This window comes from Pseudomonas sp. SG-MS2 (assembly GCF_009933855.1).
GTDB classification, from domain to species: Bacteria; Pseudomonadota; Gammaproteobacteria; order Pseudomonadales; family Pseudomonadaceae; genus Aquipseudomonas; species Aquipseudomonas putida_E.
On the sequence record NZ_MOMO01000210.1, the window covers coordinates 1 to 14009 of the forward strand.

Annotated in this window: 16 protein-coding genes and 1 tRNA gene; 7 read left to right on the forward strand and 10 right to left on the reverse strand. The window is 62.4% G+C overall.

Annotated features, from left to right (window positions below):
* Window positions 1-75: 75 nt before the first annotated feature.
* Window positions 76-270: a hypothetical protein gene (locus BLX42_RS17425; protein WP_115274380.1), complete on the forward strand. Its 195-nt coding sequence runs from the start codon at window positions 76-78 to the stop codon at window positions 268-270.
* A gap of 116 nt (window positions 271-386) precedes the next feature.
* Here BLX42_RS17425 and BLX42_RS17430 read toward each other — a convergent pair whose 3' ends face one another.
* Window positions 387-1307, reverse strand: coding sequence for a LysR family transcriptional regulator (locus tag BLX42_RS17430; protein WP_161872265.1), 921 nt, complete (start codon window positions 1305-1307; stop codon window positions 387-389).
* Window positions 1308-1406: 99 nt separating this feature from the next.
* Here BLX42_RS17430 and BLX42_RS17435 point away from each other — a divergent pair, with 99 nt between their 5' ends.
* Window positions 1407-2168 carry a TSUP family transporter gene (locus BLX42_RS17435; protein WP_115274382.1) on the forward strand — a complete coding sequence of 254 codons (762 nt, stop codon included), beginning with the start codon at window positions 1407-1409 and terminating at the stop codon, window positions 2166-2168.
* 6 nt (window positions 2169-2174) lie between these two features.
* On the opposite strand, the gene BLX42_RS17440 is transcribed toward BLX42_RS17435, so the two are convergent.
* The 4 genes from BLX42_RS17440 to BLX42_RS17455 all read right to left on the reverse strand — a co-directional run bounded on the left by BLX42_RS17440 (window position 2175) and on the right by BLX42_RS17455 (window position 6351).
* Window positions 2175-3596 (reverse strand): GGDEF domain-containing protein, encoded by a 1422-nt coding sequence (locus tag BLX42_RS17440; RefSeq protein WP_046785713.1) that lies wholly within the window; start codon window positions 3594-3596, stop codon window positions 2175-2177.
* A 125-nt stretch (window positions 3597-3721) separates the two neighbouring features.
* Window positions 3722-5551 carry an SLC13 family permease gene (locus BLX42_RS17445; RefSeq protein WP_161872266.1) on the reverse strand — a complete coding sequence of 610 codons (1830 nt, stop codon included), beginning with the start codon at window positions 5549-5551 and terminating at the stop codon, window positions 3722-3724.
* A 182-nt stretch (window positions 5552-5733) separates the two neighbouring features.
* Window positions 5734-6120 (reverse strand): glycine zipper domain-containing protein, encoded by a 387-nt coding sequence (locus BLX42_RS17450; protein WP_039604046.1) that lies wholly within the window; start codon window positions 6118-6120, stop codon window positions 5734-5736.
* Between the two features lie 51 nt (window positions 6121-6171).
* Entirely contained in the window at window positions 6172-6351 is a 180-nt protein-coding gene (locus BLX42_RS17455; protein ID WP_046785716.1) for a hypothetical protein, read from the reverse strand.
* Between the two features lie 223 nt (window positions 6352-6574).
* On the opposite strand from BLX42_RS17455, the gene BLX42_RS17460 reads away from it, so the two are divergent.
* Complete coding sequence (locus BLX42_RS17460; RefSeq protein WP_161872269.1) at window positions 6575-7735, forward strand: GGDEF domain-containing protein; 1161 nt, start codon at window positions 6575-6577, stop codon at window positions 7733-7735.
* 1 nt (window position 7736) lies between these two features.
* On the opposite strand, the gene BLX42_RS17465 is transcribed toward BLX42_RS17460, so the two are convergent.
* A complete protein-coding gene (locus BLX42_RS17465; protein WP_046785718.1) occupies window positions 7737-8039 on the reverse strand; it encodes an RcnB family protein in 303 nt (100 codons plus the stop codon).
* A gap of 114 nt (window positions 8040-8153) precedes the next feature.
* On the opposite strand from BLX42_RS17465, the gene BLX42_RS17470 reads away from it, so the two are divergent.
* Both BLX42_RS17470 and BLX42_RS17475 read left to right on the forward strand, forming a co-directional pair.
* Window positions 8154-8504 (forward strand): hypothetical protein, encoded by a 351-nt coding sequence (locus BLX42_RS17470; protein ID WP_161872267.1) that lies wholly within the window; start codon window positions 8154-8156, stop codon window positions 8502-8504.
* A gap of 92 nt (window positions 8505-8596) precedes the next feature.
* On the forward strand, window positions 8597-9418 hold the full coding sequence (locus BLX42_RS17475; RefSeq protein ID WP_125923968.1) for a bifunctional 2-polyprenyl-6-hydroxyphenol methylase/3-demethylubiquinol 3-O-methyltransferase UbiG: 822 nt from the start codon (window positions 8597-8599) through the stop codon (window positions 9416-9418).
* Here BLX42_RS17475 and BLX42_RS17480 read toward each other — a convergent pair whose 3' ends face one another.
* The 4 genes from BLX42_RS17480 to BLX42_RS17495 all read right to left on the reverse strand — a co-directional run bounded on the left by BLX42_RS17480 (window position 9419) and on the right by BLX42_RS17495 (window position 12554).
* Window positions 9419-10186, reverse strand: coding sequence for an SDR family oxidoreductase (locus tag BLX42_RS17480; RefSeq protein ID WP_046785720.1), 768 nt, complete (start codon window positions 10184-10186; stop codon window positions 9419-9421). It lies immediately after the preceding gene.
* A 23-nt stretch (window positions 10187-10209) separates the two neighbouring features.
* On the reverse strand, window positions 10210-11277 hold the full coding sequence (locus BLX42_RS17485; RefSeq protein ID WP_115274388.1) for a phosphotransferase family protein: 1068 nt from the start codon (window positions 11275-11277) through the stop codon (window positions 10210-10212).
* A gap of 192 nt (window positions 11278-11469) precedes the next feature.
* A complete protein-coding gene (locus BLX42_RS17490; RefSeq protein WP_039601984.1) occupies window positions 11470-11787 on the reverse strand; it encodes an SCP2 sterol-binding domain-containing protein in 318 nt (105 codons plus the stop codon).
* Window positions 11788-11843: 56 nt separating this feature from the next.
* Window positions 11844-12554: a histidine phosphatase family protein gene (locus BLX42_RS17495; protein WP_161872268.1), complete on the reverse strand. Its 711-nt coding sequence runs from the start codon at window positions 12552-12554 to the stop codon at window positions 11844-11846.
* 196 nt (window positions 12555-12750) lie between these two features.
* Here BLX42_RS17495 and sohB point away from each other — a divergent pair, with 196 nt between their 5' ends.
* Window positions 12751-13770 (forward strand): protease SohB, encoded by a 1020-nt coding sequence (gene sohB / locus BLX42_RS17500; protein ID WP_039601983.1) that lies wholly within the window; start codon window positions 12751-12753, stop codon window positions 13768-13770.
* 152 nt (window positions 13771-13922) lie between these two features.
* A tRNA-Cys gene (locus BLX42_RS17505) sits at window positions 13923-13996 on the forward strand.
* Window positions 13997-14009 lie beyond the last annotated feature (13 nt).

Consider the following 14009-nt stretch of genomic DNA (forward strand, 5'->3'; position numbering starts at 1 on the left):
CTCGTGTACTCTCCCGCTCGCGTCATAATGAGTCGCGGCAGTGGGCCGGCCTTTTACCTTGGAGTCGACATATAGATGGAATGCAAGAAGGACCCTTCAGCGCTGCTGGAGTGGCGTAGCCGCTTCCTGACCGCAGGCATTCTCGAAGAAAATGAATACGACCAGGCGTTGCGCAGTGCCGATGCGCTTGAGCAATCAGGCGTGATCAGTGCGGTTGAGTGGATCGAGCTGGTCAAGGCGGCGAATGCAGCACTACTGCGCGTGCGATAAGTCCTTCTTTACGTGGGGAAATCTGTCCACAAAAAACGTGGGTAGGTCTGTGGATAAAATGCTGTAAGCCAAGCCCTTTGCGGCTTCTGTTGAATTGAGCAGAATTTGAACAGATGTCAGCGAGCCTGCCGGTTGCCCCCATTGCCCGCCTGGCGCAGGGCCAGCAGCAGCTCACGGACCCGCGCTGGCAACTCGCCGGCAGGATATACAGCGTGCATTTGCGGGTCTTGGCCGGTACTGGATGTCAGCCGGTAATCTGCGCAAACACGCACCAGCCGGCCGGCACTGACTTGTGCCTCGCCCACCCAGTCGGCCAGACGGGCAATGCCGGCACCGGCCAGTGTACTGTGGTAGACCGCATCGCCTGAGCTCAGTCGCAGCCTTGGATGGGGGCGCAGGCTGGTGATTCGGTCACCTTGGCAAAAGTGCCAGGCCTTGAGAATGCGCGGGGCGGTATGCAGGATCAGCGAATGGTCAGCCAGGTCCTCTGGCCGCTTGGGCATGCCATGGCGCGCCAGGTAGTCCGGGCTGGCGTACAGATGGCGCTGGTAGCGCCACAGTGGGTAACCGATCAGCTCGCTTGATTGTGGAAACGCACCGCGGACCACGAAATCGAGCTTGCCCAGCAAAGGGTCAAGCGCCTCGTCACGGTAGTGGACGTCCAGCGTTACCTGTGGGTGGCGGCGGGAAAACGCCGCCAGCACACCGGGCAGCACATGTTCGCCAAGCAATTGCGGCACGCCGAAGCGGATCCAGCCCTGTGCGCTGCCACTGAGTGCGGCCAATTCATCGGCGGCATCACGTTGCACATCGAGCAAGCGTTCGGCATGGGGCAGTAACCGCTCGCCAGCTTCGGTGAGGGTCACCGCATTGGCATTGCGGTTGAGCAGCTTGCACCCGCTGTTGTCTTCCAAAGCCTGTACTGCCCGCGTCACGGCGCTGGGCGAGCGGCCCAGGGCGCGGGCGGCGGCGACGAAGCTGCGTTTGTGCGCGACGCTGACGAAGGCCTGGATTTCGCGCAGCATGTCCAATGCCATGAAGGTCCCCTGGTTGCAGTTTTTGCAATATGGCATTTCAACACAGGCGCGCCGATTTGATTAGCCTTGCGGTCTGCTTTCACTGCCTGGAACCGCGCCATGATGGATATCGCCGTACTCTCCCTGTTCGCTTTTGCCGCCGGCCTGATCGATGCTGCGGTAGGAGGTGGTGGGCTCATTCAGATCCCGGCGCTGTTCAACGTATTGCCCACGGCGCAACCTGCGGCCTTGCTTGGCAGCAACAAACTGGCATCGGTGTGCGGTACGGCTTTCGCGGCGCGCTCGTTCATTCGCAAGGTCACCCTGGACTGGGGGTTGATCGTGCCGGCGGCGCTCAGTGCGTTCATCATGTCGTTTGCAGGGGCGGCCACGGTGTCGCTGGTGCCGCCCAGCGTGATGCGCCCGGCAGTGCTGGTGCTGATCGTGCTGATGGCGATCTACACCTTTTGCAAGAAGGATTTCGGCACCTTGCACGCGCCGGCGAAGATCGGCCGCAAGGAGCAATGCCTGGCGGTACTGATCGGTGGCGCCATTGGCTTCTACGACGGCCTGTTCGGGCCAGGAACCGGCAGCTTCCTGATCTTCCTGTTCATTCGCTTTTTCGCGTTGGACTTCCTGCACGCCTCGGCCTCTGCCAAGGTGGTCAACATCGCCACCAACCTCGCGGCGCTGGTGTTCTTCGTGCCATCGGGCAATGTGCTTTATGCCATTGCCTTGCCCATGGCCGCATGCAACGTGCTTGGGGCGCTGACCGGGACCTGGCTGGCCGTGCGCAAGGGCGCAGCCTTTGTGCGCGGGCTGTTCCTGGTCTTGCTGTGCGTGCTGATCGCCAAGTTGTCCTGGGATTTGCTGATGGGGTGAGTCAAATTACCCGGCGCCCTGTGCCTCTGCCAGTTCGACACGGTTGCGGCCGTGGGCCTTGGCGCGGTACAGCGCCTGGTCCGCACGGGCCAACAGCTCGTCCAGACCCGGCGCCGGTTCATGCCCGGCGCAGCCGTCCAGGCCGATGCTGACGGTGATCTGCAGGCGCTCGTCGCCCTGCGCCAGGTGTAGGTCCTGGACCGCTCTGCGCAAGCGCTCAGCGGTGAAGTTGGCCCGGTCTGGCGCGAGGCCCGGCAGCAGGATTACAAACTCTTCACCGCCCATGCGCGCCAGCAGCTCGCCTTCATGCAACTGGTCTTGCAGGGTGTGGGCGAACTGGCGCAGCACCTGGTCGCCTACGGCGTGGCCATGGCGATCGTTGATCGACTTGAAATGGTCGATGTCGAGCATCATCAAGGTCAGCGGCAATGCCTGGGCATGTTGCTGGCGGCTGTCGAGCAGGGCATTGGCGCGGCGGGTGAAGGCGCTGCGGGTCAGTGCTCCGGTCAGGTGATCGATGGTGGCCTGATGCGCCAGGCGCGCCAGCAGGCTACGGTTGGCCTGGCTGACGCAAGAAACCACCAGCGGCCCGAGCACCAGCATGGCGATGCCCAGGCGGGCCGACATCAATGTGGTGACCCCAAGCTCGCTTTGCGGCACGCTGAAATGCATCAGGTTCTGCGCCACCGCAACGATCAGCGTACTGCCGGTAGTCAGTGTCAGCAATGAAACCAGAAACGGTGAGTAGGTCCACGCGCACCACAGCAGTGCTGCGATCGGGAAGGCAATGGCCCCCGGCCCGCCGAAGGCGATACTGAAGACCAGCGAGGCCAGCAGCACCAGCAAGGGGGGCAGGCTTACGGCCTGGGCTCCACTGCGGACCAGCGCGCGCGCCGATGGCGCCGTCAGCAGCACCGGCAGCACCAGCACTGCGGTCGAGAACTGCTCGCTGAACCACGCCAGCCAGGTGGTGCGCAGCGATTGCTCGAACCACGGGGCAGCCACCACGCAGGCCATGCAAGCCGCCACCATGGCACCGGCCGCGCAGGCACCGAATACGCTGAGCACTCCCTGCGGGCTGCGCATGCGCCGGTGCAGGCGCGGTAAGCGTGACAGCAAGAGCCACACCGTCACCACTACGCTCAGGTTGCACAGGTTGAGCCACAGCGCCGAGCGCCAGGCGCTGCCGCATGCCAGGTCGGCGGCGATCATGGCCAGCCAGGCCAGGGTGAAACTCACCGGGGTGGCGTGGCGCGGGTAGCGCAACAGCACACCGGCCAGCACTGCATTGACGGGCCAGAACAGGGACAAGGATTCGATTGGCCGTGCCAGGATGCCGCCCAGGGTCAGGGCGAAGGTCAGGCCGAACACGGCGAAATAGGGCAACAAGCGCGACTGGGCTGGAAAAACCATAGGCTCGACCGACAAGCGGAGACGAAATCCAGGACAACGGCTGTGGGCACCTGGGGCAATAACACCCCAGTTTGTTTGCGCAGGCCACTCAATGTCAATCTGCCGAGATCGCGCAGGATAATGGCCAATATCCTCTGGCGTCATAAACCGTGGAACCATGGCACCATCAGTACCGTCACCAGCATCACCAGCACTGTGAAGGGCACGCCAACCTTGACGAAGTCGGCAAAGCGGTACTGGCCCGGGCCGAGCACCAAGGTATTCACCGGTGAGGAAACCGGGGTCATGAACGCCGCGGATGCCGCCAAGGCCACAGTCATGGCGAACGGATAGGGCGAAAGGCCCAGCTGTGTTGCCGTGCTGATGGCAACGGGCGCCATCAGTACGGCGGTGGCGGTGTTGGAGATGAACAGGCCGATCACCGCTGTGACCGTGAACAGGCAGGCGAGCATGGCGATCGGCCCGGCGCCGCCCAGCAGGCTGACCAGCCCGCCCACTGCTAGGTCGATACCCCCGGTCTGCTGCAGCGCCTGGGCGAAGGGCAGCATGCCGACGATCAATATCAGGCTTGGCCAGTGAACGGCGCGGTAGGCGCTGTTCATGTCGATGCAGCGCCCGGCCCCCATCAGCAGGCAGCCGATCAACGCGGCGATCACATTGGGTACCACGCCGCTGACCATCAGCCCGACCATCACCGCCAGGCTGATCAGGGCATAGGGTGCCCGGGTACGGGCCGGGGCCACTTGGTCGATCTCGGCAGGCAAGCTCAGTACCAGGAAGTCCTTTGGCTGGCTTTGCAGCTGGCGTACCGCCTTCCAGGGGCCGACGACCAGCAGCGTGTCGCTAAGGCGCAGCGGTTCTTCCACCAGTCGCTCGTCGATCGCCGCCTGCTCACGGCGCAAGCCAACCACGTTGAGGCCGTAGCGGGTACGAAAGGCAAGGTCCAGGATGCTTTTGCCGATCAGTTGCGAGCCGGGGGGCAGGGACACTTCGGCCATGCCCAACTCCTGGGACTGGTCGATGAAATAAGCGGCCTTGAAATGAAGAGGTTCCAGTTGCATGGTTTGACACAGGCTGCGCAGGTCATCGCGATTGGCGAACAGGTCGAGCAGCAGCACATCACCCTGCTGCAGGACGGTGCTCGAATCGGCGGCGATCACCCGCGTGGTGAACTTGTGCTGGCGCTCGATACCGATCACGTTGGCGCCATGCCGGGTGCGCAGCTCAAGCTCCCCGAGGGTATGGCCGATCAACGGCGATTGCGCCCGAATACGTAGCCGCCGCTCCCGGCCGTTGAGCTTGTAGTCCAGTACCAGGTCGAGCAGGGTGCGGCGGCTCTCCACCCGGCCGTCCTTGCGTACTTCGCCGTTGAACCAGTGGCGTGTCAGTAGCATGTAGCCAATCCCCAGCACCAGCACCACCAGGCCGAACGGCGTGAAACTGAAGAAGCTGAAACCTTGCTCGCCTTGGCGTACCAGTTCGCTGTGCACCACCACGTTGGGTGGTGTGGCCACCAGGCTGAGCATGCCACTGATCAGGCCGGCGAAGCTCAGCGGCATCATCAGGCGGCTTGGCGAAATCTGCAGGCGTGCAGCGATGCTCAGCACCACCGGGATGAAGATCGCGACCACGCCCGTCGAACTCATCACCGAGCCCAGCCCGGCCACTGACACCATCAGCAACACCAGCAGGCGCGCCTCGCTGTTGCCTGCCCGGTCGCTCATCCATTCGCCGATGCGATAAGCGATACCGGTGCGCACCAGCCCTTCGCCGATCACGAACAAGGCAGCGATCAATACCACGTTGGGGTCGCTGAAGCCGGCCAGGGCCTGCTCCACGGTGAGGATGCCCGACAGTGGCAGGGCGAGAATCACCAGCAGCGCGACGACGTCCATGCGTGGTCGGTTGATGACAAAGAGCACGATGACGACAGCCAGCAGGCCGAGGACCCAGAGCAGTTCCTGGTTCATGGGGCGGGGGTGTTCCTTCACTCAAGGGGGCACGAAAGACAGTAGCAGTCAGTGTGGCAGCTTGTGGTGATGAGGGTGTTGATGAGGGTCAGCGGGGAGAGGGTTTGCCTTGTTAAGGCAGCGGGAGACTGGGTGATCGATGCAGGAGCCGGCAAGCCGGCCCCTGCAGAGGCTGTGCTGACTCAGTGACGGTGGCGGCGGTGCTTCTTGCCGTTGTTGTCACCCAGGTGGTTGCCAATCGCACCACCTGCCGCGCCGCCCAGGCCGGCGCCGATGGTCGAGCCGGTCGAGCCGCCGACCTTGCCGCCCAACAGCGAACCGCCTGCCGAGCCCAGGCCACCGCCGATGGCGGCTTCGGTGCGATTGCCCTTGCGCGCAGCCACCGCGCTGCCGGCGGCGCCGCCAAGGCCTGCGCCGACGGCTGCGCCAGTGCTGCCGCCGAGCTGTTGGCCGACAACGTTACCCAGGACGCCACCCAGGCCACCGCCGATGGCGGCGGTACCGTCACCGGCGAAAGCGCCTTGGCACAGCAGCAGGCCAAGGGCAAGGGAAGGCAAAGTCAGACGCATGATAGGGAGCCTCGAAGAATCATCAGGTTAAGAGTGGATTGCAAAGACGTGTCAGCGGTAGCCGCGGTCACGGTAGCGGCGATCGTCATCGTCGCGGTCATGCCGGTGATGGTGGCGGTGATCACGGTCGCCATCGCGCCATCCGCCATCGTCATCGTGGTAGCGATGATGGTGGCAGCCGGCAACCAACAGAAAAGCGGCGATCAGAGAAAGGCTTGCAAGGCGGGTCATCACGATATAGGTCCTTGATCCGCATAGGTTTACGGGACACTTGCTGAGACTGTGATCGATCCGTTTGGTTTCCTGGGCGGGCAATTTTTTGCCGCGGTGACGACGAGTGGCGTGCCTGCCGGCTGCTGTTCTGTCCCGCTCGGTCATGGCTCGACTGCGGCTGGGCGCTTAGACTTGGCACAGGCCGCAACGAAGACGGCCATCTGCCACACGGTGAATCATGATGATCGCCCATACACCCACGCTGTTCGCCGCCGTTGCACTGGTCGCGACCATCCTGGCGTTCTGCCTGTTGCTGGTCGGCCAGTCCAATCGCCAAGACAACCTCTGGCTTACCGCTTGCGGTTTGCTCGCCCACGCGTTGGCCTACGTTTGCTACACCGTTTATGGGCACGCCCCGCTGTGGCTCAGCTACGGGGTGGGCAACAGCCTGCTATCACTGGCCCTGGCCTTCTATTCGGCCAGCCTGTTTCGCGTGCGCGAGCAGGCTGTGCCGTGGCGGCAGGTCTTCATCATTCCCGCCTGCATGCTGGTGGGCCTGATGCTGCTGCTCGACACCGTGGAGCCGCGCATGCTGCTGGCGACGCTGGTGCTGATGCTGCAGTGCACGTTGATCCTGTACTGGGTGCGGCGCCACGTCGAACGGCCGGGCAGGGCGCACCTGTTGCTGCAGATTGGCGCCATTGTCAGCCTGGTCGGGCTGGGCATGCGTGCGCTTGCAGTGGTCAATGGCACGGCCGTGGAAATGCGCTACGACACCAGCAACCTCAAGCAGAGCATTTCCGTCGCCATCGGTACGGTAACGGTGATGATGTACTCCATCGGCCTGGTGCTGATGGCCAAGGAGCGCAGCGAATCACGCCTGCAGCACCTGGCCTTGCGCGATGTGCTGACGGGTACCTACAACCGGCGGGCGATTCTGGAGCGCTTTGCCTGCGAGCTGGACCGCGCCCGTGGCGAACGCAGCAGCTTGGCCGTGGCGATGATCGACCTCGACCATTTCAAGCGTATCAATGACCTGTATGGGCACTTGGCCGGTGACGAGGTGTTGTGCCATTGCGTGCGTCAGTTGGAGCAGCGCCTGCGCAACGGCGACAGTCTTGGCCGCTATGGGGGGGAGGAGTTTCTGCTGCTGTTGCCACGCACCGATCGTGACGGCGCGATGGCAGCCTTGCAGGGCCTGAGGGAGGCCATTGCCCTCAGCCCGGCGCACTTTGCCGGTGGCCAGATCACGCTGCGCTTCAGCGTGGGGCTGTGGTGCGGCGTGCCTGGCCCGCACGACACTACCGCGAGCCTGCTCGCCCAGGCTGACGCGGCGCTGTATCAGGCCAAGGCAGCCGGGCGCAACACGGTGCACATGGCGGCGTTGACCGCTGCCGGTTGAGTCAGGACGCCGGGTGTATGGCCAGCACAACGCCATTGGTGATCTGCACCAGCACATAGTGGTCGCCCATGCGTACCCAGTGGCTTTCTTTCTCCGGTGCTGGCAGGCCCTTGGCCTTCCAGTCGGTCAAGGCTTCTTCGTCGCGTTTGTACTGGTCGGGGGCCTTGTCGCCCACTTTGAGTTCGCGGTTGTGAGTTTCTGGTGCGGTAACGCTCTCTTCAGCCGAGGGTGCGGCTGACGCCATCATTGGCAGGCAGGGCAGGGCGGCGAGTAGCAGTGAAGGCAAAAGACGAGGTACTTTCATGACAATCTCCTGTTGGCGGCATGCCTTATCTGCGACAACAGCCCCCGTGTGACAATTCACTCGCAATGCTGCGCAGTGCTAGAGTCGCTTTCTTTTTTGCCCCGAGGATGGAACATGCGAGCAATTCTGCCGATGGCTGCGGCGCTGGTATTGGTCGGTTGCGCTTCTGCAACCATGGATACGGCCCGTGGCGGCAAGCCGACTGCACAGCTCGATTCGCAAAAGGCGCCGGAGCGGGTGGCCCAATGCATCCAGTTCAGTTGGCAGAAGGAGGATGTATTCGGGAACGACGCCAGTGGCTACCTGGAGCCGCGCAAGCAAGGTGGGCTGACGGTGTATACCCGCGAAGCGGAGTCGTTCGTGGATGTCTACCCGCAGGCGGGTGGCACACGGGTGGATTACTACGCGCAGAAGAACGACGGCGTGGCCTTGCAGCGGCGGGCGGCGGCGGCCACCTGCCTGTAACGCTTGGAGCTATTGGGGGCTTTGCCGGCGCCTCGCTGGCAAGTCCGCCAAGGGGCCGGGGACCGCAACTCAAATAACAAGGACGTACAATCATGGACCGATCGCATCAACTCAACCACGCCAGCTGGGATGAGCGCGCGCCGCTGCATGCCGCCTCGAAGGACTACGAGGTCGAGCTGCTGGTCCAGCAGCCCGCGCACCTTTCTGAGACCGTACGCTTCGACTTGCCACGCCTTGGCGATATTCGAGGCCTGCGCACAGCTCATCTGCAATGCCATATCGGCACCGACACCTTGTCGCTGGCGCGGTTGGGCGCGCTGGTCTGCGGCCTGGACTATTCGGCAGCTTCGCTGATGCAGGCGCGGCGCCTTGCCGGGCGTTGCAATACGGCCATCGACTACGTAGAAGCCGATGTCTATCAGGCCGATCAGGCACTGCAGGCAGGCACCTTCGACCTGGTCTACACCGGTATCGGTGCATTGTGCTGGCTACCGCGCATCGAGCCTTGGGCCCGTGCAGTGGCGGCCTTGCTCAAACCTGGCGGACGGCTGTTTCTGCGCGATGGGCACCCGATGCTGATGGCCGTCAATGAAGACCACCAGGACCGGCTGCAACTGGAGTATCCCTACTTCGAACAAGAAGCACCGACGGTTTGGCACAGCGACCAGACCTACGTCGACAGCGATCAACGCCTCACCCAGACCGAAACCCATGAGTGGAACCATGGCCTGGGTGAAGTCATCAGTGCCTTGCTGGCGCAAGGGCTGCAACTGACGGCCTTGGTCGAGCACCAGAGCATCCCCTGGGAGGCGTTACCCGGGCAGATGGACAAAGGCGCCGACGGCGAATGGCGCCTGCACCTGCAGCCCGAGCGCTTGCCGCTGAGTTACACCCTGCAGGCGATCAAGGCTTGATCAGGACAGGTAACCACCGTCGACATTGAGTGCGGTGCCGGTGGTGTAGCTGGAGGCATCGCTGGCCAGGTACAGCACGGCGCCGGCCATTTCCTTGGGGTCGGCCACGCGTTTGAGCGGGATCTGCTGCAGTGCGGCGTTGAGGATTGCATCGTTTTTCACCAGCGCCGACGCGAATTTGGTGTCGGTCAGGCCCGGCAGCAAGGCATTGCAGCGGATGCCGAATTGCGCGCATTCCTTGGCGAAGACCTTGGTCATGTTGATCACCGCTGCCTTGGTCACCGAGTAGATACCTTGGAAGTGGCCCGGTGAAACCCCATTGATCGACGCCACGTTGATGATGCTGCCAGCGCCGTTTTCACGCATCAGCTTGCCGGCTTCGACCGACATGAAGAAATAGCCGCGGATATTGACGTCGACGGTCTTCTGGAACGCACCTGCGTCGGTGTCCAGCACATTGCAGAACTGCGGGTTGGTGGCGGCGTTGTTGACCAGCACGTCCAGGCGCCCGAACTGTTCGCGGATACTGGCGAACACCTGCTGGATCTGTTCCAGTTCACCGATGTGGCAGGCCACTGCAGTGGCCTTGCCGCCTGCGGCGATGATCGCATCGGCCACCTGCTGACAGCCCTCCAGCTTGCGGCTGGAAACGATCACATGGGCGCCTTGCTGGGCCAGCAGGTGCGCGATGGCTTCGCCAATGCCACGGCTGGCGCCGGAGACGAAAGCGATCTTGCCATCGAGGTCGAACAGGTGGGTCTTGGACATGCTGTTTTCCTTGTTGTCTGTCGTCAGAGCGTGGACTTGGCCATTACCTGCAAGCTCATCTGCTCCAGCAGCCGGTTCATGTGGATGAACTGGGCGAAGCGCTTGTCCTGGGTCTGGCCGTGGTAGAAGCGGTAGTAGATCTGCTGCACGATGCCCGCCAGGCGGAACAGGCCATAGCAATAGTAGTAATCGAAGTTGTCCAGGCGTATGCCCGCACGCTCGGCGTAGTAATCGACGAACTGGCGGCGGGTCAGCATGCCGGGGGCATTGCTCGGCTGGCGTCGCATCAATTGCACCGGCGCCGGGTCGCCTGCCTCGATCCAGTAGGCCAGGCTGTTGCCCAGGTCCATCAGTGGGTCGCCGATCGTGGCCATCTCCCAGTCCAGCACGCCAATGATGCGCATGGGGTTTTCAGCATCGAGGATCACGTTATCGAAGCGGTAGTCGTTGTGCACGATGCCTGGGCGAGGGTGGTCGGCCGGCATCTTTTCACGCAGCCAGGCAATGACCTGCTCCCAGCGCGGCGCATCGGGTGTCAGGGCCTTTTCGTAGCGGCCGGTCCAGCCTTCGATCTGGCGCTGCACGTAGCCTTCAGGCTTGCCCAGGTCGGCGAGGCCGCAGCTTTGGTAGTCGACCTGGTGCAGCTCTACCAGGCGGTCGATGAAGCTTTTGCACAGGGCCTCGGTACGGGTGGCATCCAGGTTCAGTTCGGCGGGAATGTCCGAACGCAGGATGATGCCGTTTACCCGCTCCATTACATAGAACTCGCCGCCGATCAGGGTTTCATCGGTGCAGTGGGTGTAGGCCTTGGGGCAGTAAGGGAAGCCGCTGTTGAGCTGGTTGAGGATGCGGAACTCACGGCCCATGTCGTGGGCCGACTTGGCTTTCTGGCCAAAAGGCGGGCGCCGCAGCACGAACTCACGGTCTGGGTAAGCGACCAGGTAGGTCAGGTTGGAGGCCCCCCCGGGGAACTGGCTGATGCGCGGTGCGCCTTCAAGGCCCGCGATATTGGCCTTGAGGTAAGGGTCGATGACGGCCGCGTCGAGTTCTTCGCCGGGGCGTACCTGGGTGGACTGGTCGGTGAGCGTCATGCGTTTACCTTATTATCGATCGCAAGGATTATTGGCTAATCTAATGGCCTCGATGCGCTGGTACAAGCGTGCCAGATGCCATATAGGTTTGGGTGTTGCCGGCCGATCACTGCACCGAATGCACACTGGCGGGCAAAAAAAAACCGAAGCCGGTCAGGCTTCGGTTTTCGTCTCGCGCGGTGCGCCCATCACTCAGGAAGGGAACAGCTCGCTGAGCTTCATCGACAGCATCATGTCGCCTTCAACGCGCAGCTTGCCGCCCATGAACGCCTGCATGCCGTCGGTCTCGCCACTGACGATGCCTTTGAGGGTTTCGCTGTCCATGACCAGGGTGCAGTTGGCGTCCGGGTTCTCGCCTTCCTGCAGGTCGCAGGTACCGTCCTTGACGATCAGGGCGTATTTCTTGCCTTCGTCGGTGATGTCGAAGCCGAACACCAGGTCAAGGCCTTCGGCTGCAGACGGATTGAACTTCTCTTGCATCTTTTTCACGGCATCAGCTACGGAGGTCATGGCGCATTCCTTATTGAGTGATTTCACGTCCCTAACAGGGACACAACAGGCCGGGCTCATCTAAAGGTAATGAGCTCCGGCACCTTCAACAACTGCACATGGGCCTGGTTATTGAAGGAAGCCAGTGCCACGTCACGGCCGCGGAACTTCAGCTGGCTGAGCGACGTGTTGATGATCTGCCAGTTCAGCGCGAAGGCCTGGCTGGGGGTAATTCCAGTAGTCAGGTGAAGCAGGGCGGCAATGGTGCCGCCCGAGGTGAACACCGCGATGTTGTCGCCACTGCCGGCGCTGTCCAGCACACGTTGCAAACCACCCTGGACTCGCGTGGTGAACGCCTGCCAGGTTTCCAGGCCGTCGTCGGCATGTTCGCCCGCGTGCCAGCGCTGCACCATCAGGGCGAACAGCCGCTGGAATTCGCTGCGGTTCTGCGCGCCATTGCGCAGGATGTGCAGGGCCTGCGGCTCTTCGGTCAGCAGGCCGGGCAGCAGGGCACGGATAACACCGTCGGCATCGAACTCATTGAACGCAGGGTCGGTCTCAATGGCGGGCACTGCGCAGCCATTACCCTGCAGTGCCTGCAGTGCCAGCCGCGCAGTGTCTTGCTGGCGGCGCAGGTCACCCGCCACGCATCGGTCCAGGCGCAGGTCCAGCCGGGCGAGGTGTTCACCCAGTGCCTGGCTTTGCCGCACACCCACCGGCGACAGGACGTCATAGTCGTCGGCACCGAATGAGGCTTGGCCATGTCGGATGAGGTAGAGGTTGCCCACGAAGGTATCCGGCCGCTTGAAGGTTGCTGCGAGGTTAGGATGCGCCACACGGGCTGTCAACGAAAAACATACAAGCGTTTGAAAAGGTCGTTTGAACTGTGTTGCCAGCGTTTACCGCAGCTGGCAGCGCCACGGGCGCACCGGTATGCTTGCTACAGTTTCGCGCCGTACAGGCGCAGGTTCATAAGGAGTCAACGTGGAGTTTCTTGCCGAATACGCAAGCTTTCTCGCTAAAACCGCCACCCTGGTGATTGCCATCCTGGTGGTGCTGTCTGCCATCGCCGGCTTGCGCGGCAAGGGGCGGCGCAAGGCTGGCGGGCAGTTGCAGGTCACCCGTCTCAACGAGTTCTATAAAGAGCTGCGCGAGCGGCTGGAATCCGGCTTGCTCGACAAGGCCCAGCTCAAAGCCCTGCGCAAGCAGCAGGCCAAAGCGGAAAAACAGCAGAAAAAAGGTAAGGCCGAAGAGAAAGGCCGGGTGTTCGTGCTCGACTTCGATGGCGACATCAAGGCGTCCGCCACCGAAAGCCTGCGCAACGAAATCACGGCACTGCTGACCCTCGCCACGCCACGTGACGAAGTGGTGCTGCGCCTGGAAAGCGGTGGTGGCCTGGTGCACAGCTACGGCCTTGCGGCCTCGCAACTGGCGCGTATCCGCCAGGCCGGCATCCCGCTGACCGTGTGCATCGACAAGGTGGCCGCCAGCGGTGGTTACATGATGGCTTGTATCGGCGAGAAAATCGTCAGCGCGCCGTTTGCCGTGCTCGGTTCGATCGGCGTGGTAGCGCAGTTGCCGAACGTCAACCGTCTGCTGAAAAAGCACAATATCGATTTCGAAGTGCTGACTGCCGGCGAGTACAAGCGCACCCTGACCGTGTTCGGCGAGAACACCGAGAAGGGGCGCGAGAAGTTCCAGGAAGACCTGGACATCACCCACCAGCTGTTCAAGGACTTCGTCGCCCGCTACCGCCCGCAGTTGCACATCGACGAAGTAGCCACCGGCGAAGTCTGGCTGGGTGTGGCCGCGCTAAACCGCAAGCTGGTGGACCAGTTGCAGACCAGCGACGAGTACCTCAGCGAGCGTGCTCGCAACGCCAACCTGTTCCATGTGCACTATGCCGAACGCAAAAGCTTGCAGGAGCGAATCGGCATGGCGGCAAGCGGTGCGGTGGAGAACGCTGTGGTGGGGTTGTGGAGCAAACTTGGCCGCTTGCGCTAACACCTTGAACCCCTTGAATATTTTTTCTGTTCAGGGGGTTGCAAGGTTGGCGGAATGCAGACATAATGGCGCCCATCGAAACGCAGCAAACTTTGAAAAAAGTTCTACGTTTCAAGGAGATAGAAGCGGAAGCAACTAGATCCGAACTTTGAGGCCGAGTAGCAAAGTGGTTATGCTCCGGATTGCAAATCCGTCTACGCCGGTTCGATTCCGACCTCGGCCTCCACATTCGAAAGCCC